Source organism: Peribacillus sp. TH27, from assembly GCF_016650915.1.
In the GTDB taxonomy this organism is placed as follows: domain Bacteria; phylum Bacillota; class Bacilli; order Bacillales; family DSM-1321; genus Peribacillus; species Peribacillus butanolivorans.
The window spans coordinates 2088866-2112631 of record NZ_JAEKEV010000002.1; the positions used below are offsets into that span (position 1 = coordinate 2088866).

Annotated in this window: 18 protein-coding genes and 1 pseudogene; 9 read left to right on the forward strand and 10 right to left on the reverse strand. The window is 36.0% G+C overall.

Annotation, left to right across the window (positions count from 1 at the left end; all coding sequences use genetic code 11):
• The first annotated feature begins 220 nt into the window (after nt 1-220).
• Nucleotides 221-1489, forward strand: a complete 1269-nt coding sequence (locus JFU24_RS11475) for an ATP-binding protein (protein ID WP_201221945.1) — start codon at nt 221-223, stop codon at nt 1487-1489.
• 637 nt (nt 1490-2126) lie between these two features.
• Nucleotides 2127-2243, forward strand: a pseudogene (locus JFU24_RS31325) (YjcZ family sporulation protein); the annotation flags it as partial.
• Between the two features lie 399 nt (nt 2244-2642).
• On the opposite strand, the gene tatC reads toward JFU24_RS31325, so the two are convergent.
• From tatC to JFU24_RS11495, 3 genes are all read right to left on the reverse strand, one after another.
• Nucleotides 2643-3389, reverse strand: coding sequence for a twin-arginine translocase subunit TatC (tatC, locus tag JFU24_RS11485; RefSeq protein WP_201249958.1), 747 nt, complete (start codon nt 3387-3389; stop codon nt 2643-2645).
• Nucleotides 3390-3453: 64 nt separating this feature from the next.
• Nucleotides 3454-3636: a twin-arginine translocase TatA/TatE family subunit gene (locus tag JFU24_RS11490; protein ID WP_053344654.1), complete on the reverse strand. Its 183-nt coding sequence runs from the start codon at nt 3634-3636 to the stop codon at nt 3454-3456.
• A gap of 12 nt (nt 3637-3648) precedes the next feature.
• Nucleotides 3649-5286 (reverse strand): PhoX family protein, encoded by a 1638-nt coding sequence (locus tag JFU24_RS11495; protein WP_201221947.1) that lies wholly within the window; start codon nt 5284-5286, stop codon nt 3649-3651.
• A gap of 348 nt (nt 5287-5634) precedes the next feature.
• Here JFU24_RS11495 and JFU24_RS30760 point away from each other — a divergent pair, with 348 nt between their 5' ends.
• Complete coding sequence (locus JFU24_RS30760; protein WP_255264060.1) at nt 5635-5763, forward strand: hypothetical protein; 129 nt, start codon at nt 5635-5637, stop codon at nt 5761-5763.
• A 339-nt stretch (nt 5764-6102) separates the two neighbouring features.
• Here JFU24_RS30760 and JFU24_RS11500 read toward each other — a convergent pair whose 3' ends face one another.
• From JFU24_RS11500 to JFU24_RS11515, 4 genes are all read right to left on the reverse strand, one after another.
• Nucleotides 6103-7626 carry a sodium:solute symporter family protein gene (locus JFU24_RS11500; RefSeq protein ID WP_201249959.1) on the reverse strand — a complete coding sequence of 508 codons (1524 nt, stop codon included), beginning with the start codon at nt 7624-7626 and terminating at the stop codon, nt 6103-6105.
• A complete protein-coding gene (locus JFU24_RS11505) occupies nt 7623-7823 on the reverse strand; it encodes a DUF3311 domain-containing protein (RefSeq protein WP_053344651.1) in 201 nt (66 codons plus the stop codon). Before JFU24_RS11505 ends, JFU24_RS11500 begins: the two co-directional genes overlap by 4 nt.
• 12 nt (nt 7824-7835) lie before the next feature.
• Complete coding sequence (locus JFU24_RS11510; RefSeq protein ID WP_201249960.1) at nt 7836-9023, reverse strand: M20 family metallopeptidase; 1188 nt, start codon at nt 9021-9023, stop codon at nt 7836-7838.
• A 236-nt stretch (nt 9024-9259) separates the two neighbouring features.
• On the reverse strand, nt 9260-10558 hold the full coding sequence (locus JFU24_RS11515) for a hypothetical protein (RefSeq protein WP_201249961.1): 1299 nt from the start codon (nt 10556-10558) through the stop codon (nt 9260-9262).
• 827 nt (nt 10559-11385) lie between these two features.
• Between JFU24_RS11515 and JFU24_RS11520 the strand changes: the two genes are divergently transcribed.
• From JFU24_RS11520 to JFU24_RS11530, 3 genes are all read left to right on the forward strand, one after another.
• A complete protein-coding gene (locus tag JFU24_RS11520; protein ID WP_201182411.1) occupies nt 11386-12573 on the forward strand; it encodes a DUF2515 domain-containing protein in 1188 nt (395 codons plus the stop codon).
• The gene (locus JFU24_RS11525) at nt 12566-12946 is read left to right on the forward strand and encodes a CBO0543 family protein (RefSeq protein WP_201182413.1); all 381 of its coding nucleotides are present in this window, start codon (nt 12566-12568) and stop codon (nt 12944-12946) included. Before JFU24_RS11520 ends, JFU24_RS11525 begins: the two co-directional genes overlap by 8 nt.
• Nucleotides 12947-13352: 406 nt before the next feature.
• A complete protein-coding gene (locus tag JFU24_RS11530) occupies nt 13353-15143 on the forward strand; it encodes a S9 family peptidase (protein ID WP_201221950.1) in 1791 nt (596 codons plus the stop codon).
• Between the two features lie 260 nt (nt 15144-15403).
• Here the strand turns inward: JFU24_RS11530 and JFU24_RS11535 are convergent, their stop codons facing one another.
• The 3 genes from JFU24_RS11535 to JFU24_RS11545 form a co-directional block, all read right to left on the reverse strand.
• Nucleotides 15404-16018: a LysE family translocator gene (locus JFU24_RS11535; protein ID WP_201182417.1), complete on the reverse strand. Its 615-nt coding sequence runs from the start codon at nt 16016-16018 to the stop codon at nt 15404-15406.
• A gap of 174 nt (nt 16019-16192) precedes the next feature.
• Nucleotides 16193-16726: a GNAT family N-acetyltransferase gene (locus JFU24_RS11540; RefSeq protein WP_201182419.1), complete on the reverse strand. Its 534-nt coding sequence runs from the start codon at nt 16724-16726 to the stop codon at nt 16193-16195.
• Between the two features lie 431 nt (nt 16727-17157).
• On the reverse strand, nt 17158-18462 hold the full coding sequence (locus JFU24_RS11545) for a hypothetical protein (RefSeq protein WP_201182421.1): 1305 nt from the start codon (nt 18460-18462) through the stop codon (nt 17158-17160).
• 512 nt (nt 18463-18974) lie between these two features.
• On the opposite strand from JFU24_RS11545, the gene JFU24_RS11550 reads away from it, so the two are divergent.
• The 3 genes from JFU24_RS11550 to JFU24_RS11560 all read left to right on the forward strand — a co-directional run bounded on the left by JFU24_RS11550 (nt 18975) and on the right by JFU24_RS11560 (nt 23364).
• Nucleotides 18975-20504, forward strand: a complete 1530-nt coding sequence (locus JFU24_RS11550) for an AbgT family transporter (RefSeq protein WP_053347958.1) — start codon at nt 18975-18977, stop codon at nt 20502-20504.
• Nucleotides 20505-20630: 126 nt separating this feature from the next.
• Nucleotides 20631-21890, forward strand: coding sequence for an amidohydrolase (locus tag JFU24_RS11555; RefSeq protein ID WP_201182425.1), 1260 nt, complete (start codon nt 20631-20633; stop codon nt 21888-21890).
• 67 nt (nt 21891-21957) lie between these two features.
• Entirely contained in the window at nt 21958-23364 is a 1407-nt protein-coding gene (locus JFU24_RS11560) for a M20 family metallopeptidase (RefSeq protein ID WP_201221951.1), read from the forward strand.
• Nucleotides 23365-23766 lie beyond the last annotated feature (402 nt).

The following is a 23766-nucleotide window of genomic DNA, read 5'->3' on the forward strand; positions in this document are numbered from 1 at the left end:
TAGTACAATCAGCTTAAATCATTCTTTATAGTTTGATCATTTCTGTTTTCTTTTTTCATTAAAGCGCCCTTTAATGAAGTAACTGGATGGCGTTTCTAAACAAGTCTTTCTTTATATTTAAACGTCGTTCTTGTCAATTAACAATTACCATATTAAAATCCTCCTTTTTAATGTTATTCCTGTATAATAGACCTAGTTGTTAATTTTTCAGGAGAATCCAATGAATTTTATTTATATTAATCAAAACATATTAGATAATCTCTTTTATATCTTAGTAAGTATTTTGATTTATTCCATTTTATTAGATCATGGCAAAAGGTTAAGTCAGTATAGCAAGACCCTCATTACTACATGCATGAGCATTCCTATTATATTATGTATGAAGTTTCCTATTTATATAGATGAATATTGTGTCCATGATTTCAGGCAAATCCCTTTTATTATAGGGACACTTTATGGTGGTTGGCCTGTAGGGGCTGCTCTGTTAGTCATAATATTAACTTTTAGATTTGCTTTTTATGGTTTCAATTTACTTACGTTAATTGTATATATCGTTATATTTATTATAACGGCTCTATTTTCTTCCAAATTCAAAAATTTTAATAGAAAAAATAAGCTAAATAGCTCCATACTATTAATTTTGTTTCTAGGAATACTAACCAGCTTTATTTCACTCGTTATGTCTGATTATTTTCGAATAACGGAGGCGTATGTATTTTACTTTATCATCCTCCCTCCTTTTATTATCGTTTTGGCTGTATATATCATGGAAATTTTAAAAGATGCAATTTTAATCCGAACACAAATGGTGAGACTTGAAAAGATGGAGATAGTTAGTCAACTTGCAGCTAGTATTTCACATGAAATTAGAAATCCTTTAACAGTTGTGAAAGGGTTTGTTCAACTGCTAAAGGCTTCTGATCTCTCTCAAGAAGTAAAAGAACAATATATAGAACATGTTGTTAGAGAACTTAATAGTGCAGAATCAATTATTAGTGAATACTTAGCATTTGCAAAACCTGCAATCGAAAAAGTGGATAATATCTTAATAAACCGTGAAATAGGATATGTAATTGAAATGATAAAACCATTAGCTAACATGAATTTAGTTAATATATCAGAACAGTTAACTCCAGGCATTACGCGTGGGAATATTCAACATTTCAAGCAATGCTTCATAAACCTGATTAAAAATGGTATAGAGGCTATGCCAAACGGCGGGGAACTTAGTATTGTTTCCTATAAAAATAATTTCGACATAATTATCGAAATAAGTGACAATGGAATAGGAATGAACAAAGAACAAATAAACCGTTTTGGTGAACCTTATTACAGTTGCAAAGAAAAAGGTACAGGGTTAGGATCAATGTTAGCTGTTAAGACAATCCAAACGATGAAAGGTACACTTAATATAAATAGTGTTTCGAATAAGGGAACAACTATTACAGTAACACTTCCCGCTTATCATGAAGATTATTCTAAAAAATAAGTAATGAATCTATTTTTTAAGTAATATCGATTTTTATTATTCCATTTACTGTAGTGTTTTCTTGAATAGTATAAAAGGAATTATTATTAAGATAAAAGAACCCACCACGCCTCTTAACTAATGCGGACCAAGGTGGGTCATTTTTTATTCAAGAAGAAATGCTAAAGTGGATCCTGAAAAAAACGAAGTTGCATTATCAAAATAGAATTTTTATCAAACTTTTTTACAAATTATCAATCTTTATTAAAAATTATCGAACTTTATTTAGTACCTATAATTTTGGTAAAATTGATAAAGGAAGTTCTATGGTTAAGGATTTTTGGAACGTTTTGTTTAGCTTTGAAATAGAGTTTTGTCAGAAATATGTGCGTGCCTTCATTTTACGTTTAATAAAAAGAAACCATTTTGAAAAAAGACTTCTCAGAATGGTTTCTTTACATATTAATTGGTAAAGAAATTTCATTAAAAAGTTTGATTATATTCATAGGTGTTATTGAACTAACGAACCTTTAATCCCAATAAGAGGTACCTTCAACATTTTATCCAATGAACTTGTGTCATTTCCCTGATTAGAGCATAAGGTGATATTACCCATTTAATTAATTTCCTCCTTAAAAACTAATAAGGAGATGTCTATATGTCAGGTTGTGAATCAAGGTGTGACGACGGTTTTGGATTTGGTGGAGGTTTCGCCTTTATAGTCGTTTTGTTTATACTCTTAATCATTGTTGGAGCTAGCTTTGTTGGTGGATACGGCGGCGGTTACGGCGGCGGTTACGGCGGCGGTTACGGCGGCGGTTACGGCGGCGGTTACGGATATGGCGCCTGTTGTTAAAAATAGAATGAAAAAAGCCGACCTTTAATGGTCGGCTTCTTCATCTAATCTGCCCTAGCTGAAGAAGAAAAATCACAGGCATTGTTTAACACAGCCTATTTTAAAGAAGTAACAATCAAAAAAATTTCGTAAAAGTATACTTTTACGAACAGATGAATGAATATCCAGAAAAATTTTATTGATATATAATCACTCAACGGATAATATGTCCTATATTTCTCGCATAGGAATTCCTCACTTAGCTTGGTGAGCATAGAATGGTTACCCCAATTTACATAATAAAAAACGAACTCCTTATAAACAGAAGTTCGTTTTTATTTAAGACGTTTTCCTCATTTCAATGACGTTATCTGATTGCTGTTTGAGTTTTTTCCGGTAGACGATTTTTGACAATGTCACACTAAACTCGTATAAAATTAAAAGAGGCACGGTAACTAATATATCTGACATGAAATCTGGTGGTGTAATTAAAATGGCTACAACGACAAGCAAAAAGTAAGCTATCTTTCGCGCTTTTGAAAGAATCATAGGATTAACGACACCAAGAGAGGTGAGGAACATGACAACCAGCGGAATTTCGAATAAAAATCCAAACGGCAGTGTCAAGTTAATCATAAATTTAAAATATTTTTCAGACGTAAACATCGTTTCAAATTGACCTTCAGACAAAGATAGTAAAAAACCCAGAACGGTTGGATACACGACAAAATATCCGAATGATAAACCGGCAATAAAAAGGATAAACAGTCCAGGAATGTACGCTAGTGTCGTTTTTCGTTCATTTTCAGAAAGTGCCGGTTTTACAAATAGCCATGTTTGATAGGCGGCAATTGGAATCGTAAGAGCAATCGCAATCACGCCAGAAATCATAAAATATACCCAGAGGATTTCACTTGGCCCCAATACAGCTAACTTATGGCCGAGATCACGAATAAGCCATGTGTAAATGTCGTTCACAAAAATGAATGATCCAATTAAAAAAACCAGAAAAGCAATCAAAGTATTGATGATCCGTTTCCTGAGTTCCTCAAGGTGCTCAACCATAAGCATTTCTTGACTAGTCATACAGCCCCTCCTTTCTTAAATGCAAGAGGAAGATGTAAGCTTATTGCTTACATCTTCTTAAAAATTACTTAGATTGCGTCTTTTCTTCTTTCTCGTCTGATGAAATTAAATCCTTAGTAGAGTTTTTAAATTCTCTCAATGTGCTACCGAAAGCACGTCCAATTTCGGGCAACTTAGATGGACCAAATATGATGAGAGCAATGACCAAAATCAAAACCAATCCAGGTATCCCAATATTTTGCAACATCGTGTTTCCTCCTTAAAATTTAAATCCTGTAATAGCCACGACTGCCGGACGAGGCATCTTTTCACCTTTACGATGCGGCCATGTACTTGTAGGATTATTGATATCTTCCGTTTCTTCACCAGGGTGCTGAACAGACAAGAATAGTGTCTTTTCATTTGGAGTGAAACAAGGTCCGGTTAATTCAGCCTCCATTGGAGCGGCTGCAAACTGCCAGGCAATCCCTTTATCTCGACCAACGGTAGGAATGACAAACATTCCGTTATTGCCAAAGCTTGTCCATGCACCTTGATTTAAGCTACTCGATGAAATATCCGTTACGGTCCATAAATTCGCGTTGCTGTCAAAAGTTAAGTTGTCTGGTGCGCTGAATCCGCTTTGACGTCCGCCAGCTGCGAAAATTTCATATTCAAACTCAGTTGCTCCATGGTCACCTTTTTTTTCGATAAAACGTGTAATGTGTCCATGTAAGTTTCCGTGCTTATCATTATTCGTATGTGCAATAAAGATCGAGCTATCAAATGGTGAAATTTCCACATCCTCCGGTCGGTCAGTCGGTGTTCCGCCAAGAAGGAGGGCTGCTTCGTGACAGTTAGTAACAACATCACCTTGCGTTTGGAACTTTTCCAATAGTTCCGGTTTGCCAGCCGCCGCCTTTTGTACGGCCTCAATTGTCAGAGCTATCCATCTTCCTTTTTTAAAGTCCGCTACATATAAATTCCCTTCCTCAAGAAGACGGGAATTTGCCTTTCCTAATGCAGGTACATATTTATCCTTACTTACAAATTTATAGACACAAGCATCTTTTTTATCGTCTCCCATATAAACGACGACACGTTGGTCTTTGGCAAGTCCCATTGAAGCATTTTCATGGTTGAAACGTCCAAGAGCGGTATGTTTGCGAACCGCAAAATTTGGATTGAACGGGTCAACTTCGATTACCCAGCCGTAATGTGTTTGGTTTAATCCGGCATTATTAGCGGTTTCTTCGAAGTTCTCTTCACAGGATAAAACCGTATTCCATAATGTTTTTCCACCAGAACAGTTAGCGAATGTTCCCTGAACACTTGTTGCGCCGTTTACCACTTTTGTTCCTTTGGCCGGCCCAGTAAGTGCAAAAGATGTTAATCCCGTTACTCGTCGGGCATAAGTGGAAGCAGCATCCATTTTCCATTTATTCACTTTCTTGTCATAGTACACTTCAATAATGGAACCGCCCTGGTTATAAAGAAGCTTTTCAATTTGTGTAGGAGCATACTTGCCATTTACTTTTTCTCCTTCCACGTAAAGAGGGTTTGTATATTCGTGGTTTACCCATAATAATCCTCTTTCATTGGAATTTTGAATAGGAAAGTAAAGGGTGAAATCATTATTAAAACCAAATGTGTCACCTTTACCATTGATTACATCGCCATAAGCGGCTACAACGTCATATTTAAATCCTTTTGGAAGAACGAGTTCGTCCTTATTTGTAGTTTCAATCGGAGTAAACTTAAAGCCCTTTTTCTTCGGTTTTACATGTAAAAGGCTGTCGGTTTCCGCATTAACTGTCTCGCTTAAAATACCTAAACCAGAAGTGGCCACTGCAAGAGCAGTAGCTCCTGTTCCAATACGTGTTAAAAAGGTGCGTCTATTTAACGGTATGTTTTCCATAATGTCCTCCTTTATTTTCCTTGAAGACTTAGTCCTCTATTTTTTAAAATTTCTCACTCATCAGCTTCATTCTGAACTAAGTCCCATCACTTATTTTGAAGCCAAACTCACCTTCTCTGCAAAATCGAAATAGACTATGTATGTACTTCTCGATTAACTTGTTAAATAGTGCCTATCCAAGCCACAAATCAAATTTAGCAAATTAAAGTAAAGATGGTATTAATTTTTTTAAAATAATTTATTAAAAATTGTAAAGGATTAGATTCTATGGATGTTCTTTTCATGAGAAAACATAAGTTCACCAAAAACGGACAAACTGTATTTGAAATAAGAAAGGAGATGTGAGATATGACAAAAAAATTTAATAAAGGCAGCCGTAATCAAAATTCACCGCAATTACACGGACAAGTTCCTGTTAGTGGGGACAACAGTAAAGGAAATAAAAGAAATAAAGATCAGAGCGCTAAAACAGAGTAATCTAAATGTAACAAACCGGTCATATTCAGACCGGTTTATTTCCTTGTTAGATAATCTTCTTACTTATTTCAGCAGTAAGCGATCTAAAAGAACTGAAATTACCTTCTCTCATTGATGATCAATTTCTCAATGTGCCCTTTTATCTTAATCAAAAATGGAGCTTCGTTGAATAACCAAGCACTGGATCAACTTTGAATTTTTGACAATAAAAAAAGTACATTTCTTTGTCGGTCTACATAATAAAAAATGCCCTCCAGATCGTTTAACTGGAGGGCATTCGTATTTACATAATCTTTTTAGAAGTGAATTACTCTTGGATTAGTTACTATACATGTTGTGTTATCTGTTAGATTCTTTTTGTATTAGAACCTTGTGCTCTACTGTTGTTGTCTCTAAAACATCATTATCCTTATGAGTATTAGTAATGTTTTTTGTCATCACACTGACACCCACTAAAACTACGATATTAACAAATAGGGCTATAATTCCTACATTCAAGTCTTTAATTGCTTGAGGAAGATAAGGAAACAAGTGACCAATTTTTATGTTCCCTAGTTCCATAATAGAAACTAGCACGCCTCCTGTTATAATCCCGGCGAATGCTCCATGTTTGGTTACAAAATTCTTTCTCATCAAACTTGCGAAAAAGGCAGGAGCAAGTTGTGTGATAAAATTATAGGCGATTAAAGCGAGACTAAAGAGGGAATTTCCACCTTTAAAGGTTAAGTAAATCCCTACGAGAGAAATAAGGGGAACCAAGAATTTTACCAGTTTTGCAATCTGATTTTCCGTTGCTGATGGAGTGAATACGCTATATACATTTTTCGCCAGAGATGTTGATATTGACATCAACAGCATTGAACTTGGTACTAAAGCGGCTAACACGCCCGTGCCACCAATTAAGCCCACAAACCATGGATCAAAATCCTGTTTAGAAAGCTGCAGCAAGATAAGATCGGCTTCCGCGCCTTTTAATCCAGGCGTCTGTAAGATAGCTGCAAATCCGACAAAAAAGGCAAACAACAAAATCAATTGGTACATTGGCATTAGGATTGCATTTTTTCGTAAAGCCTTTTCGCTAGAGGCAGCATAAATAGGAGAAAACCCGTGCGGCCACATATAAAATCCAATAGAGCTTAATATAACGGTCGATATATACCACGAAACGCTCATTCCTTGATCCGGAAGTATGGTATAGTTCGGCTTTGCATTTTCAATGGCCTCATACATAGGTTGAAGACCGCCATAATAATGAAGAGGGAAATAAACTCCTAAAAATATGACAATGCCTAGAATCAGAATATCCTTCAAGATAGCTGTCCTAGCAGAACCGTGAATACCTGAAACCATTACAAAAATGGTTACACCAATTGCTCCAACCCAAATGGCAGCTGTAGATGAAATGGCCCCATAGGATGTTGCAGAAACGATATATCCTAACCCCTTCAATTGCAGGACTAAGTAGCAAGTACAAGCTATAACACCTATTACAGCAACAAGCACACCAAGATAAGGACTTTGATATTTTTTTACAAAAAAATCTGATTGGGAAACTAATTGGTGTTTCTTTGCATACCTCCAGATAGCAGGAAATGTCCAGTAGGAGATGACTGTAGCCAGACAGCCGTATGATACGATACTAAAGATGGAGCCTCCTTCCCCATAAGCCGATCCACTTGCACCTAAAAATGTAAAGGTCGTATACATTTCACCTGCGGACAAGAGGAAAATCAATAGGGTTCCCATTCCACGTCCCCCAACTGACCATTGTTCTAAGTTCATTTCTTTCCCTTTTTTAGCCTGGATACCAATCAAAACAGAAATGACGAAAAAAAACAGGATGAAAAACACGGCAATATTCATCTTGAATCTCCCTTCTGATTAGCAGGATCTAGTAGATATATAATCCCCATAATACCTGTGGTTAGCACAGACCAGAGTACAATCCAAAAGTGAAAAAATGGCATTCCTAGAACATAGGGAGTCACTTTATTAGTAAACAAAGCGCCTACAATAAAGCCAAGAAACGGGATAATTCCAAGCCAATATATTTTTTTCATACTCTTAACCCCCTAGTATGTTAGATTTAACATTTTAAAAGTCCCGTGAACAAATAACTTCACCCCATATTGTAAAGCCTGTTCATCGAAAGTAAATTTGGGATGATGGTGAGGATATATAATCCCTTTTTCTTCATTACGAGCTCCTATTACAATATAAGATCCCGGAACTACTTTTTGAAAAGCAGAGAAGTCTTCACTTCCCATAATTGGCTTTGAAATCTCTCGACTTTCTTCACCAAATACTTCACAGACCGTTTCGTCCATCAATCGGGTAACTTCTTCATCATTAATGGTCGGAGCATAACCGAACTGATAATCGAATTCATAAGTAGCCCCATGTGCCTCAGTAATTCCTTTTACAATGCGTTCGATAAAGGTTGGAATCTTTTCCCTCAGTTCCGGATTAAAGCTTCGAACGGAACCTCCAATGCTTACACTACTTGGAATAACATTAATCGCACTTCCCGCATGGAACTGAGTCACTGAAATCACTAGAGCTTCCTGAGCATCATGATACCTCGAAACAATGTGCTGGAGATTTGATACAACCTGAGTTCCAATTGCAATGGGATCAACCGTAAGTTCAGGCTGTGAGGCGTGCCCCCCTTTACCCACCACGGTAATTGCAAAAGTATCAGCTCCAGCCATAATCGGACCGTAGCCCAAACCAATTTTTCCTAAAGGTAGAGTCGACAAGAGATGAGTGCCAATGACCATATCTACTCCTTCAAGCACACCTGCTTTCACCATCTCTTGGGCTCCACCGGGCGGCAGTTCCTCAGCATGTTGAAATAAAAAGCGAACCTCCCCTTTAATTTGATTCTTTAACTGGGTAAGAATCTTTGCCGTGCCAAGCAGCATCGCCGTATGCCCGTCATGTCCGCAAGCATGCATCACGCCTGAATTCTGTGATACAAAGTCAAAATCATTCTCTTCTTCAATTGGAAGCGCATCCATATCTGCCCGCAGTGCAATAACCTTCCCAGGCTGCTGGCCAATTAAACGAGCCATTATACTCGTTTTTGTCGGACGTGAAATTTCCAAATCACCAAAAGTTTGTAGCGTTTCATAAACAAATTGTGCTGTTTTTTCTTCCTGAAAAGATAGCTCCGGATACTTATGTAAATATCTTCGCCACCCAATCACTTCATCTTTAACAGCCTCGATTAAATCATGAATCATTATCGTTTGAGACATCCACTACAACTCCTTTTTCATTCAATTTACATAACAATATCTATTTTCGGATAGTTTAAGGAAGAAATTCCTTAAATGGAGTATAATATTTCATAAGCTTTATTTCAATATTTTTTTGAAAATTCTAAACTATTTTTTCTGACTGAATCCAATAGTTAATTTTTCCCTTTCAACGCTTTAATATGCTAAATTAAGGTACAAAAAAAATAAGCACCCAAATTATGGGTGCTTATAATTTATAATAATCGATAAATTTTACTCGGCCTTCCACGGGTGGCGTTAGCCTCTTCACCAACGCATTGTGCCAAGTCAACCTCGCACATATCCGCAACAATACGCCGAACATTGCGCTCTGTCATCTCAAGATATGTCGCTAAGTCCTTTGTAGTAAAATCACTCCAGCCCATTCTTTGAACGAGAGCCGATATCTTCTTATACGTTTTAACACTTATATTTCCCTTTTTTAACTTTTCTATAAGGAGTTTATTGTGAGTACGGGTATCATATTGTAGTTCTTTCTTTTTGCCTGGTGATTCAATAATTTTGCCATCATCTTGAATAATCACAATTTCACGCTTCTTCATATCCTTTGAATGTTGAATAGCACGAAAAGCATTGATTTCCGCCGAATAGGCAGTCTCGCCAAAGCCAATTCCAACAGCAACTGTTGTATCTGCTTCAAAGGCCAATTTTTGAATGGTATCTTCGAGCATAATAATTTCTCGTTCAATTGCGCCGCGCGAACTAAAAATCATGTATCTTCCATTCCCTTTCTCTGAAAAGGAACCATTTATTTTTTCACCAAGTTGAATTAACATTTCTTTTAGCCGGAGCTCCAAGTACTGTAAATGATAAGGAGTTTTCATTTCCTCTGCCACTCTGTTAAAATATTCAACTTCAATGATTTCAACTCCGATTTGTGTGTCTTTAAAGTAGGAAGTCTTTACTTTTTCAGAAAGAATCCGAAGCGTTTGTCGCACTTCCATCTTACTCATCGTCATCCGATAGGCTGGAATCCCGTATTCCCTTAAAGCTTCACACACAGACGGAAAACAAGAAAAAGCGCCTTCTGTCCTTCCCTTATTCCATAAATTTAAGTGAAAATGTACCAATTCATTCGTATCAACATCTAACTCAAACACTTTCGTATAAATCTTTTGGGTTTTTATATTCAACTGTGACAAAGCTTCTTCGCTAATATTATTTGAGGACATAGTATCAATACTTAGATGCTCAATAATTTTCCCCTGTTCGTAGATCATCTCTAAAAAAGATTTATAAAAACCTGATTCCGTAGCAGGAACATGGACCATTATTTTATCTTTACCTAGTGTTTTTGTCGCAATTTCATAGGGAAGTGGACCAGAAAAAAGCCATGCATGTACGTGAGAATTATGTTCTTTTACAATTCCCTCTACCTCTTCGGTATTTACATAGGGAAAAGAGATGAATTCCAACTCATGTTTATATTCTTCTGCCAAGTCTAATATCCGTTCTATAGAAGTTTTTAGACCGACTAGTCCGATTTTATACATCCTGTATTCGACTTCCTTTATCATCTGTAATATATTCATTGTTCTTATAGAATATCCTAGTTTAACATAATTCACATTATCGTAAGTTCTAATTCTTCTGTTGTTTTTCCGTAATTCATTCATTTTATCTCACTTTTATTTAATTTGTATTAGAGTTCTGTTAGTTTGGTTTGTTACTCTTGATCGTATAAATGAACCAAGAGAAATGAAAAATAACAGTAGCAAAAAGAAAAGAATGATAGAAATGGTGTTTATAGCTGTAAAAACATTCCTAACCACACCAATATTTCCCTTTTACACCATTTTATCATGCGATATGAAAGAAAAATACCTTGTATACGTTATTCATGTGAGGTTTACAAAACATCTTCGTTTATACACCATTGATAAATCAACGTTTACGCCTCTCAAGCGCACCTAAATGGCTGCGTAAGGGGATATTTATGCAGATCTTATTCAATAAAATGGTTCAATTGTTGAACAAAGATCAAACAGCACTCTTTAACTATCCTCCCTCAATATTGAAAGAAACTTTTCACTCAATTTTGTCTTCTTAGAATACTTTAAATACTTATGATTTTCTTAGTACAGATAACATTAAAATGTGCACGCTACCTCTTGTACGAAAAAACGATCATCATTTGTTCCTCACGTTCGTAATAAACTGATGATAGCTACACTGTTAAAATACCTTTAAAAATCCTTACTAGAAGTTTAAAAGATTGATTTCTCATAAATAGATTGAAGAATTTGATCACCTGTTGGTTATTACGATAACCTATTTGGCCTAAAAAAGAAGAACATTCAAGTTAATGGGAGGAAGAAGGATGCATCACAACGATCGGAAAAGGAAATGGAACGGATTTTCCAAGACGTTTCCGTACTCTCTTTTAGATGTAAAAGATGAATTAAAGAAAAAAGGTAAAAAACAGACTTCTGTTAAAACGGGGGAGTTAACGGGAGAAGAGACAATGTTAATACACGAAATAAAAGAACGAACAAGACAACACAACAATAATAATGTGACGCGAACGCATGCCTATTTTCAGTTTTACCTCCGTTACCCAGAAATACACTGGGCACTACTTGGACATATGGTATCGCGTAATGGCGGTTGGAATATGACGGATTTAAAAGGGGATTTATATACAAGACTATTGTCGGAAAAAGATCAACTTATCTTCTTTTCTTTTTTGGAACGAGGGAACTGGTTAATCTTCCAAGATGTGTACCCACAATTTTTGTTGTATGAACAAAGTGTCAAAAGATCAAAAAGACTGTTTCATCTTCTACCTTTTTTCAATGTATCAACGTTTATGGAAACATTATGGAACCATTTTTGGAGAACAGGCGACCAGTATATGTTAGCCATTGCCACTGTTATTAATGAACAAAGCTATTTAGAAAAAAGGGTCATTCAAAATGCCCATTTTAAAAAGACCGTACTAAATAGTATTGGATTCAAACTTTATGATTTTTTTCGCTTTAATCACATTCTTTTTCCATTCTATAAAGATGAGACCAAACAAGAAACATTACTAGTCGGGAATACAATGAAGCATTTCACCTCCCTTCATGAGCGAATATTGCTGGGCAAGCGATTATACTCACTGCTGTTTAGCCGTGAGAACATCTTATCAGGAGTAGTAGATTGGGCTCATGATCATCCACATACCGGTTCGCGAAAAGACTACTGGCCGCATTTGTTTAATGATGTAAACGAATCATTCTCCCGTGCATTTTATAAACGTCGAACAAAAAAGTGCCAATTAAGAAAAGGTGCGGATCGCTTATACAGTCCTCGATTAATATACACATGGAAAGATCTTAATCATGAAGAGGAGGAAAGCAAAGACTGGTTTGAAGACTGGCACATCATGGAGTACTTAATCGATAAGGGAGAAAATATAGATGGGGAGATTTATGATGAATACTGCACAACGCTTGAAAAAATTGAACTTGCCATTCTGGCAAAAAAAAACGTCCTACTCCGAGAAGAAGCAGAAGATGAGTAACCATCGGGCTTTTGTAGCCACAATAATTTTCTCTAGTTTCATCGGAACGTATTTAGACTTACTGTTTGTAGGTAAACAAATGTATTCCTTTCCGGCAAGACCATTCCCAGATACATTTACAATCAATGTCGCTTTTACATTATTGATATTGCCAATCTTTACTACGCTCTTTTTATGGATCGCAAAAGCGTTGACTGCATATTCAAGAATACTGTTTATCGTTTTGATTGGACTTTGTATAAGTATTTCCGAATCTTTTTCGGAGAATTTAGGATTGTTTACTCATAGCGAAGCATGGCATCATTCTTATTCCCTTTTCGGATACATGATCTTCATGCTCATTATTTGGAAATTTTATCGATGGTTTCAATAACAATCGACTGTGTTATAGGAATCTAAAAAACAAACTTGCTAAATACAAAAAAGTACATGCCAATTTCGTGTTATGGATAAAAAAACAAAGGGGGTCACAAAAATTAAAATAAAATTTTTGTGACCCCCTTTGAAATATGCTAGGAGGGTTTCCCTTCTGGATTTGATGATTAAAGACTAAAATAGCTCACTACTTTTATAGATTTACTTATGGAAAAACCTTTTAAAAACATTCCCTAAAATCTAGTTCTCAACTATTTTCGGCACTCATAGCCAAGATATAAAGTACATGATATATATGCATCTAAATATAATGGTTGTGAGACGTAATTAGATCCTTTTGAGCTTTTTATTATTTGGGCTATCTCAATTCCTCTCTTTTCTAGCACATTTTAAGGAGTGAATGTATGAAAGAAATTGGCATCAAATCATATTTGTCTGTTGGAACTGTCAGTAACCCTGTTTATGATCCAAATTGTAATAAGTTAATCTTTATTGCTGATTATTCTGGTTTACCTCAGGTTTGGGCAAAGGATTTCGATATAAGTGAACCTACCCGAATTTCTTTTACTAATGAACGAATTACTTTTGTTAAATATTTAAACAGTTCATCACAACGCGGCCTTCTCATCGGCATGGATGTCTGCGGTAATGAGAAGCAACAACTGTTTTTACTCAAAAGTGATGGTCTACTGATTCCGCTTACCAACTCTCCTGACCATAAACATGAATATGGGGGTCACTCACCTGATGGAAAATGGATAGCCTGGTCAAGCAATCGTCGACATCCTGCCTTTTTCGATATCTATATTCAAAATATCGAAACATTAGAAATACAAATGGTTTTGTCAAAGGATGGACTCTATTCCTCCATCATGTGGTCTCCTGATTGTAATTCGTTATTGATTCGGAAAACAAATTCCCAGTTGGATAACGATTTAGGTTTACTGAATCTTGACACAGGAGAAATGAATTGGTTAACAGATCATCAGGGTGAAGCAAGCTATAAAAACCCTCATTTCAGTAAGGATGGAGATCATCTCTATTTATTAACAAATCAAGATAGAGAATTTTTTGGGCTCTCGATCATTGATCTTTCAACAAAACATATCACTTGGCTGGAGGTAGGACAGTGGGACTTTGAAGGCCTCGCTATGAGTAAAGATCATTCAAAGTTAGCTTTTTCAATTAATGAAGGAGGTATTTCAAGAGGCATTCTTTTAGATCTAAAATCAAGTGCCCTTTATACATGGATGACACCAATGGGGATGATAACTAGCTTAACATTTTCACCCGACAATCAAAAATTAGCCTATGTATTCAATGGGCCGACCTATCCGTCTGATATATGGCAGGTTGACCTAAAGAAAATGAAGACAGAACGGCTTACTCAATCTCTTCAGACAAAGTTTTTGGAAAATAAATTAATTGAGCCCATTCTTATTTCCTTTAAATCTTTTGACAATCTCCAAATACCTGCCTTTTACTTCAAGCCAAATACCCAATCAGAAAAAATTCCTGTTATTCTATATGTTCATGGGGGTCCTGAAAGCCAAATCCGTGCTGTTTTCAATCCAGTTCTGCAGTATTTCCTAAGCCTTGGCTATGCAGTAATTACTCCTAACGTACGCGGGAGTACAGGATATGGAAAAACATATACTCATCTGGATGATGTTCGCAAACGAATGGACTCCGTAAGAGATCTTGTTTCTTTAGTAGATTGGTTAAAGAAAGAAGGAAGCGCTGATCCTAATAGAGTTGCCATTATGGGAGGGAGCTACGGAGGATTTATGGTTCTTGCAGCCATCTCTCACTATCCGGAATTATGGTCTGCTGCAATTGATCTCGTTGGGATTTCAAGTTTCAGAACTTTTCTTAAAAAAACCAGTCCGTGGCGACGCAAACTTCGCGAAGTTGAATATGGAACTATTGAAAAGGACGGAAACTTTTATGATCTGATTGATCCATTGAAACTTACTGACCGGATTACCAGTCCGCTGATGGTACTTCATGGGTCTAATGACCCACGCGTCCCAATTGAAGAATCTGAACAAATCGTAAATAAATTAATGGCAAGAAATCACCCTGTAAAGTTTATCTGTTTTGAAAATGAAGGTCATTCCATCGTAAAACTAAATAATAAAATAACTGCCTATACGGCAATAGCACATTTCCTCAATCAATATATTGGTAAATAATTTCCCAATGCGTCTTTTATATTTTGAAGGGTGATTAAAAGGAATTAGCGTACCGACTATAAGGAAATGTGCTTCTTAGTTTCTTTAAGAAAACAAAAGTCTCTTTTGATATGAGTAATAAAATTTTCCCTATTTTATCATAATTTTTTAAATAACTAACCTGCTCCATTTGTTGCATAAGAAAAAGAGCTGATCATCATCACAGCTCTTTAAAGAACGATTGCACCTGTTAGTTGATTAACGAATAAAAATATATTTATCTATTCGTGTGTTTGAAGAGCTAACTTTATTCCCAAACCAATGTAGACTATACCTACGACTTTCCCAAACCAATTTGAACTGCTGTTAGATTTAACTAATAACTTGTTGCCAATTGTACTTGTTAGGAAAACTAAGAGAGTGGTATACATTATGCTCATCAGTACAAATGTTAACCCAAGCATTAAAAGCTGAATTGTCACTGGGGAACCATCACTTTTTACAAACTGTGGTAAGAAAGCTAAGAAAAATAATGAAGTCTTAGGGTTTAGTAATTCAATTAACAAAGCCTGACGAAATGATAGATTATTATTCACTTTCTTAATAATAGGTTTTTCAATTTTCTTTGATTTTTCAAGCAAAGCTCTTATTCCTAAATAAACTAAGTATGCTGAACCTAAATATTTAACAACTCCAAAAGCAAGTGTAGATGTCATTAATATCGCGGAAAGTCCAACAACTGCCGCAAGAGTATGAATTAAGTCACCAACAGCAATACCCAAGCCTGTGATAATTCCATTCTTTTTTCCACCTTTAATAGTTTGAGATATTGTCAAAAAAACAGCGGGACCTGGGATTAAAAATAACATCAGAACAACTAAAATGAAAGTCAACATTATATATTATTCCTTTCTTTTAGAGATTATACAGCCGATTTAACCAACCACTACATAGTTTATTTTAACACTTTTAACATAATAAAATAGCTCTTTAATCAACAATCCTGCCCCGTTCGTTGCATAAGAAAAAAGCTGATCGTCACAGCCTTTAAAGCCGTTAGCTAAACACGTTTACTTATTATTTTTAAGTAATGAATAGACATATGTATCGTGTGCTATACCATTCTGATACATATATTTCTTCAAAACCCCCTCTTTTTGAAAACCAATATTGGTCAGTAACTTATTAGATGCTTCATTGTTTAAAAATACAACAGCACCTATACGAGTTAAATTCATAACATCAAAACCATATGTAAGAACTCTAGATACTGCTTCTGAAGCATATCCTTTTCCCCACTGCTCTGGATGGATTTCGTAACCTATTTCTGCTCTTTTATGTTTAGGTAACCAAGCATTAAAACCAATTGTTCCAATTATACCTTTGGTCTCTTTTTTTTCAATCCCCCAGCGTATGCCTCTTTTTTCATTGTAGTTATTTGAAAAGAAATCAACGAATTTCTCTGCTTCTTCTATACTCTCTAATGTTTCTTGTCCATAATAACGTGTTACATTTTCGTTAGAAAAACAAGCAAAAATTCCTTCTGCATCCTCTTTTGTTATTTCTCTTAATATTAGTCTTTCTGTCTCTAATATTGGAAACATTTCATCTCTCCCTCTGTTTATTACTATAATTAATTATTCTTTTTAAATGGTGAAAATTCCTTTATAAATTGAATTCTTTATTGCACTATCCTGACCCTTTAGTTGAACAAGGGTATTTTCTCTAATTTGAATGTAACGAACGTACATTCAAAAGTTCATATAATGAATCTTATATGCTGCTGTTTAGAATTGGAGGATTCTTTTATATGCTTATTGAGGTACACCACATGCCCATCAAGCTAAGAAAATAGGACAACCCCCAAAACGATAAAATGAGCTTCTTTGTTACAAGAAAGCCCAAAATTTTGTTCTGAGGGTATTATAAATTGTTAACTTGATGGCAATGTGACGCTAACTTAGGGAGAGTTAATTAAGAGAAATCCTCAAAACTTTCCTCGGAAATTAAATTGTATATCAAAAATGTCGAGGTGTTACTTCTTTAACATATAAATTTTACGAGGTCTTCCCCGAGGCGATTGAAGTTCTTCTCCTTTGTACTCCACTAAACCGCTTTCACTTAAACTACTCATAATTCTCTGGGCATTTCGAACGGTCATAGATAAATGAGAAGCTAAGTCTGAGGAAGTGAAGCCGTCCCAGCCCATACGATCAATCAATGCTTCAATCTTTTTATACGTTTTTACACTAATGTTAGCCTGATTTAATTTATCTAGCAGTTCTTTATCATTAGAACGGGAGGTATATGCCAATTGTTCTTCTTGACCTACAGATTCGATCATTAAACCATCTTCCTGGATAACAACAATGCCGGAACTTTCTTGCTTCTTCGAATGACGGATCGCCTTACGAGCATTGATTTCAGCCGATGCAGCCGTCTCACCAAAACCAATTCCAACTGCAACAGAGACATCCATCTCAAGTGACAGTTGTTGAACAGTACTTTGCAAGCTACCAATTTCTCGTTCAATTGCCTTGCGTGAACTAAATATTTGATAGCGGCCGTTTCCATTTTCGATGAGGGATCCATCTAATTTTTCGCAAAATGAAAGCAATGTTTGTTTAATTTTCAGCTCCAAATGCTGCAGATGGTAACGAATATTAACCTCGTCTACAAATTGATCAAACTGATCAATTTCAATAATCTCTACACCTATCTGACTATCCTTGAAATAAGTACTTTTTGCTTTTTCAATTAAAATCTTGACCGCTTGTCTAATTTCCATCTTTGTCATATTTATTTTGTAGACAGGAACATTTTCTTTCTTCAATGCTTCATATACAGATTGTAAAACGGTAAGGACACCTTGTACCTCCCCTTCCCTCCACAACTGAAGATGAAATTGAACAATGTCTTGAAAATTATATTGTTCATCAAATGTTTTTACATAAATATGTTCAGTGGAAATTCCTAGTTCTTGTAGCGACTCTTGCAAAAAAAAGTCTTCTAATCGAATCATATCGATGGATATCTTATCGAAAAAATACTTTTGATCCGCAGACATTTGTAAAAAACATCTATATAAACTAGATCCAACAGGAGGACAATACGTAAAATTGGCCTCTGAATCTAACATTTCTTTTGCAATTCTATAAGGAACTGGTCCAGAGAAAAACCAACCATTTACTGCGTTTTGGTGATTTTTTATAATGTCCGTTACCTCTCGTGCATCTTCATATGGAAAATCAATGAAATCTATTTCATGCTCAAATTCATTAGTAACATCCCGAATTTTCTTTAAAGATGAAAGTGGACCTACAACACCAATTTTATACAAGTTTACTTCACCCCTACATCATACTATTAGATTTATTATATCAAAATAACCAATTAACCCCAACAGGGAATAATAATGAGATCCAAATATTAATAACATGTAAAGCGCCGTTTGACATAAATAAACGGTGCTACTTAATATGGTTTACTTCTCTATCGTGAGGTCAAGAGTGGTAGAACTTATACATGCAAAAGATTCAAAACCTTTTGTTTGTTTAGAAAGTATTACTAAAGCTAGAAAAAAAAAGATTCCTTTTTTTCTGAAAATTTTATTGAAATAGATTATTCTTAATTATATAATACATTTAACGAAAATAACGTTAAGTATTCGTTAAATGAAAAACAAGTAATTTGAAAGGTATGTATGAAGTACACGAAGGATGAAAGACCATTTTGGGTAATTTTAGCTTAAGGAAGGTTTAGAGAAAAAGTTTATAAATTAAATGGTACAAAAAAAGCACAAACTACAAATGGAAGAAGGTTTAGGAGGAGAATGTAATGGAACAAAAAGTAATGAAAGATACAACTAATCTGCAAAATCATAAAAAAGGTGGATTTTTCAATCAAGTAGAGCGAATAGGAAACAAAATCCCCCATCCATTTATTTTATTTATTTATATGATCGCCTTTTTATTTGTTGTAACCGCTCTCTTATCTGTTTTCCATGTTTCGGCATCGGATCCCATTAGTGGAGAGAAAGTAGAAGTTCAAAATCTCTTAAGCCGTGAAGGCATTCAATGGATACTGCCGAATATGATTAAAAACTTTTCCGGCTTTTTACCACTAGGTTCTATTTTAGCCCTAATGCTAGGCGTAGGACTTGCTGAAAAAGTCGGTTTGTTAGAAGTTTTGATTCGAAAAATGTCGTTAAAGGTCTCAGGGAAATACGCGAGTTATTTAGTTGTATTCGTTGCATTTTTTAGCCATGTCTCTTCTGATGCTGCGCTTGTTATTATGCCTCCTCTTGGAGCTTTAATTTTCCTTGCTGTGGGACGGCACCCTGTTGCTGGGTTGCTCGCTGCTATTGCTGGGGTTGGTTCAGGTTTCACTGCCAATTTATTAATCGTCACAACAGATGTCTTGCTATCAGGAATTAGTTCGGAAGTAGCGAATGGTATGAAAGCAAATTTGACAGTTAATGTTACCGATAACTGGTTCTTTATGGCTACTTCAGTTCTCGTACTTACTGTTGTCATTGCCTTGATTACAGATAAATTTGTTGAGCCGCGCTTAGGAAAATATGAAGGTAGCGGTAAGCATAAAAAATTGGAACAATTAACGAAGCAACAAAACAAAGCACTCCTGGCTACAGGTATTTCAGCATTGATTTTTATAGCTGTTATGGTCGTTCTAGTCGTTCCAGAAGGAGCCCTATTACGAAATCCAGAAACTGGAGCTATTCTTCCCTCTCCATTTATGTCTGGTATTGTCGCGATCATCTTACTTTTCTTTTTTACAGTCTCTATTACTTATGGAGTTAAGGTGGGAGCAATTAAGAAACAAAATGATATACCAGAATTATTAGTAGACCCGATTAAAGGAATGGCCGGATTTATTATTATGGTTTTTCCACTTTCCCAATTTGTCGCTTGCTTTAACTGGAGTAATATGGGTAAATTTTTGGCATTATCCATCACAGATCTCTTAGAACAGCTAAACATAGATGGTGCACCCGTCCTTATTGGGTTAATGTTCTTATCTGGACTTCTTTCCATGTTTATTGCTAGCGGATCCGCGATTTGGTCTATATTAGCTCCGGTTTTTGTTCCAATGTTTATGGTATTAGGCTATCATCCTGCCTTCGCCCAAATGCTTTTTAGGGTAGCAGATTCATCTGTTCTACCATTAGCACCTGTATCTCCATTTGTCCCACTATTCTTAAGTTTCCTACAAGAGTATAGAAAAGATGCAAAACTAGGAACTTATTATTCTCTTATATTGCCATATCCGATTATCATCTTTATCATTTGGACGCTATTGGTAGTGGTTTGGTATTTCCTTGGCCTCCCAATTGGTCCTGGCGTATACCCGAAATTACCGTAATTTGAAAAATCGCAAGCGCCTTGAATAGCCCCTTCAGCGACTCGAGGGGCTAGGCTGCTTGGGCTAGACGCCAAAACTCGTCGAAAATTATTAAATTTTCATCAAATAACTTTAGGAGTGAAAGAATTGGATATTATTTCTTTAAGACGTGATCTTCATCAACACCCAGAAGTTGGCTTTACCGAATTTCGAACTGCTTCAAAAGTAGTAGAAGTACTAACTTCTTTGAAATATAACGTGATATTTGGAAAAGATGCTTTAGATGGGGATTCTCGCCGTGGAGTTCCACCTACAGAAGTATTACAAGAAACATTTAATAGAGCATTACAAGACGGTGCAAATCCAGAAATTCTCCAAGAAATGGAGGGTGGATATACTGCTGTTATCGGTATATTAAAAGGAAAAACAGATGGCCCAACTGTAGCTTTCCGGTTTGATATGGATGCATTACCTGTAACGGAAAGTACTGATTCTGACCACTTCCCACAAACTAACGGTTTTCGTTCCAAATATGAAGGGAATATGCATGCCTGTGCACACGATGGCCATACAGTAATTGGATTAGGGCTTGCTGAAAAATTAGCGGACCAGAACTTTGCAGGAACGGTTAAGCTTATTTTTCAACCAGCTGAAGAGGGAGTACGCGGTGCCTATTCAATTGTACAAAAAGGAATTTTAGATGATGTGGATCATTTATATTGTCTGCACCTTGGCACAGATGTCCCTCTAGGAGAATTTCATGGTGGGTCTTCTGGCTTTTTAGCAAGTACGAAAATGGCAGCTCATTTTCACGGGGTATCTTCTCATGCAGGTGCTTCTCCTGAAAAAGGAAAAAATGCATTGTTAGGAGCAGCCACTGCATTATTAAATATTCATGCTATTCCAAGATTTAGTTCAGGTTCTACCCGCATAAATGTAGGTATTCTTAATGGTGGTACAGCCGCTAATATTATTCCAGCGCATGCAAAAATGATAATTGAAACCCGTTCCGTAACCGAAGAAACAAATGCAGAAATGGAGAAACGTGTTCGAAATATCGTGGCTCATAGTGCAGGTATGCATGAGCTTGAATATGAAATTGAAATTATAGGACAAGCAATTACGATTCATTGTGATCAAGAACTTGTCGATCTAGCTATGGAAGAAGCCCGAAATGTAGATGGTTTTTCAACAATCAAAGCATGTAGGGAATCCGGTTCTGCTGGAAGCGAGGATGCAAGTTTTATGATTCGAAGAGTACAGGATAATGGTGGTAAAGGGACATATATGATTATTGGGACCGATATTCCTGCACCACACCACCATCCTAAATTTGATATTCAAGAAGAAGTGTTACCAAGAAGTGTAGAACTTTTGAATCTTATTGCAAGACGACTTTTAAAATAATATTTCATATTAAATCGAATATACATTCATATTAAATTGATTATATATAGGAAGGAATGCGTGTAAAATGACACATGTAAATAGACTATCAGAAATCATTGAACAAAAAAAAGAAAAATTCATTGAAGTTAGTGACTGTATATGGAATTTTGCAGAAACACGTTTTGAAGAATATCAATCTGCTGAATTGCTTTGCAGCACGTTAGAAAACGAAGGCTTTTCTGTTGAAAAAGGTGTTGGAAACATAGAGACAGCATTTATTGGTAGCTTTGGAACTGGTAAACCTGTTGTGGCAATCATGGGAGAATTTGATGCGTTGTCAGGTATGAGTCAAAAAACAGCTACAGCTAAACAAGAGCCAATTGTACAAGGTGAAAATGGCCATGGATGTGGTCACAATTTACTTGGTACTGGATCGTTAGCTGCTGCTGTTGCAGTGAAGAATTATATGGAAGAGAATCATATAAATGGGACAGTTCGTTATTATGGATGTCCTGGAGAAGAAGGCGGATCAGGCAAAACCTTCATGGTCAGAGAAGGTTTATTCGATGACGTTGATTTTGCATTTTGTTGGCATCCACTAGATGTTAACGGAATTATGTCGATGGATTCACTTTCCAATTTCCAAGTGTATTATAAGTTTAAAGGAAAAAGCTCTCATGCAGCAGCATCACCACATTTGGGACGTAGTGCTTTAGATGCCGTAGAACTTATGAATGTTGGCGTGAACTATTTAAGAGAACATATTATCCAAGACGCCAGAGTTCATTATGCGATAACGAATTCTGGTGGATTATCGCCTAATGTTGTCCAACAAGATGCAGAAGTTCTTTATTTATTACGAGCTCCAGAAGTTTCACAAGTTCAAGATATTTACTTAAGAGTTTGTAATATTGCTAGGGGAGCAGCCCTTATGACAGGAACTGAAGTAGAAATCGTTTTCGATAAAGCCTGTTCTAATGTTATCCAAAACACAGTGTTAGATTCGGTTATGTATAAGAATTTTCAAGAATTAGGTATTCCACAACACGATGATAAAGAAAAACAGCTTGCAAAAGAGATCCGTGCTACCTTAACCGAACAAGAAAGGAATAGTACAATCAATCCGTTTAATGATAGTCAAGATGATGCTATGGCAAGTTGGTTGGAACCCATTGAGGGCTGTCAATCGCCATTAACAGGTTCCTCGGATGTGGGGGATGTTAGTTGGATGGTTCCTACTGCTCAATGCACAACAGCTTGTTTTGTTCTTGGATCCCCTCTGCATAGCTGGCAGTGGGTTACACTCGGATCAACATCTATTGCCCATAAAGGTATGCTTCATGCTGGCAAGGTTATTGCGGCAACTGCAGTAGAAGTACTCCAAAATCCAGAATTAATTGACAAGGCAAAAGCAGAGCTAAAAGAACGATTAAAAGGGAAAAGCTATGTCTCCCCTATTCCGCAAGATGTAAAGCCCTTAGTTAAAAGATAATGATTAGAAAGATTGTTGTAATCGTACGTATGGAAAATTCCCTGACTTTATTGAAATGATGACCAATGTTCATAGCATATATGGTGATGAATTTATGGGTTTTTTTTGAATACTCTTTCGATAATAAGGTAGAAAAAATCGCTCAAGAGGACGGAATGATCCAATAATGACTGGGTGACTCTAAGTGAAATAGCAGTATAAAAAGGGATCTTCGATTGGAAGATCCCTTTTTCATTGAGAACTTTTATCTTTGATTCCATTCTTTATTTAACAGCCTATAAACTATATGGTCAACATAATGTCATATAACCCTTCTACTTGCAATAATAAACAGCTGCTACAAAAACCTATATCATTCTATAGCACCCGATAGTTGAAAATAACTTATTTTTTTCCTTAAGT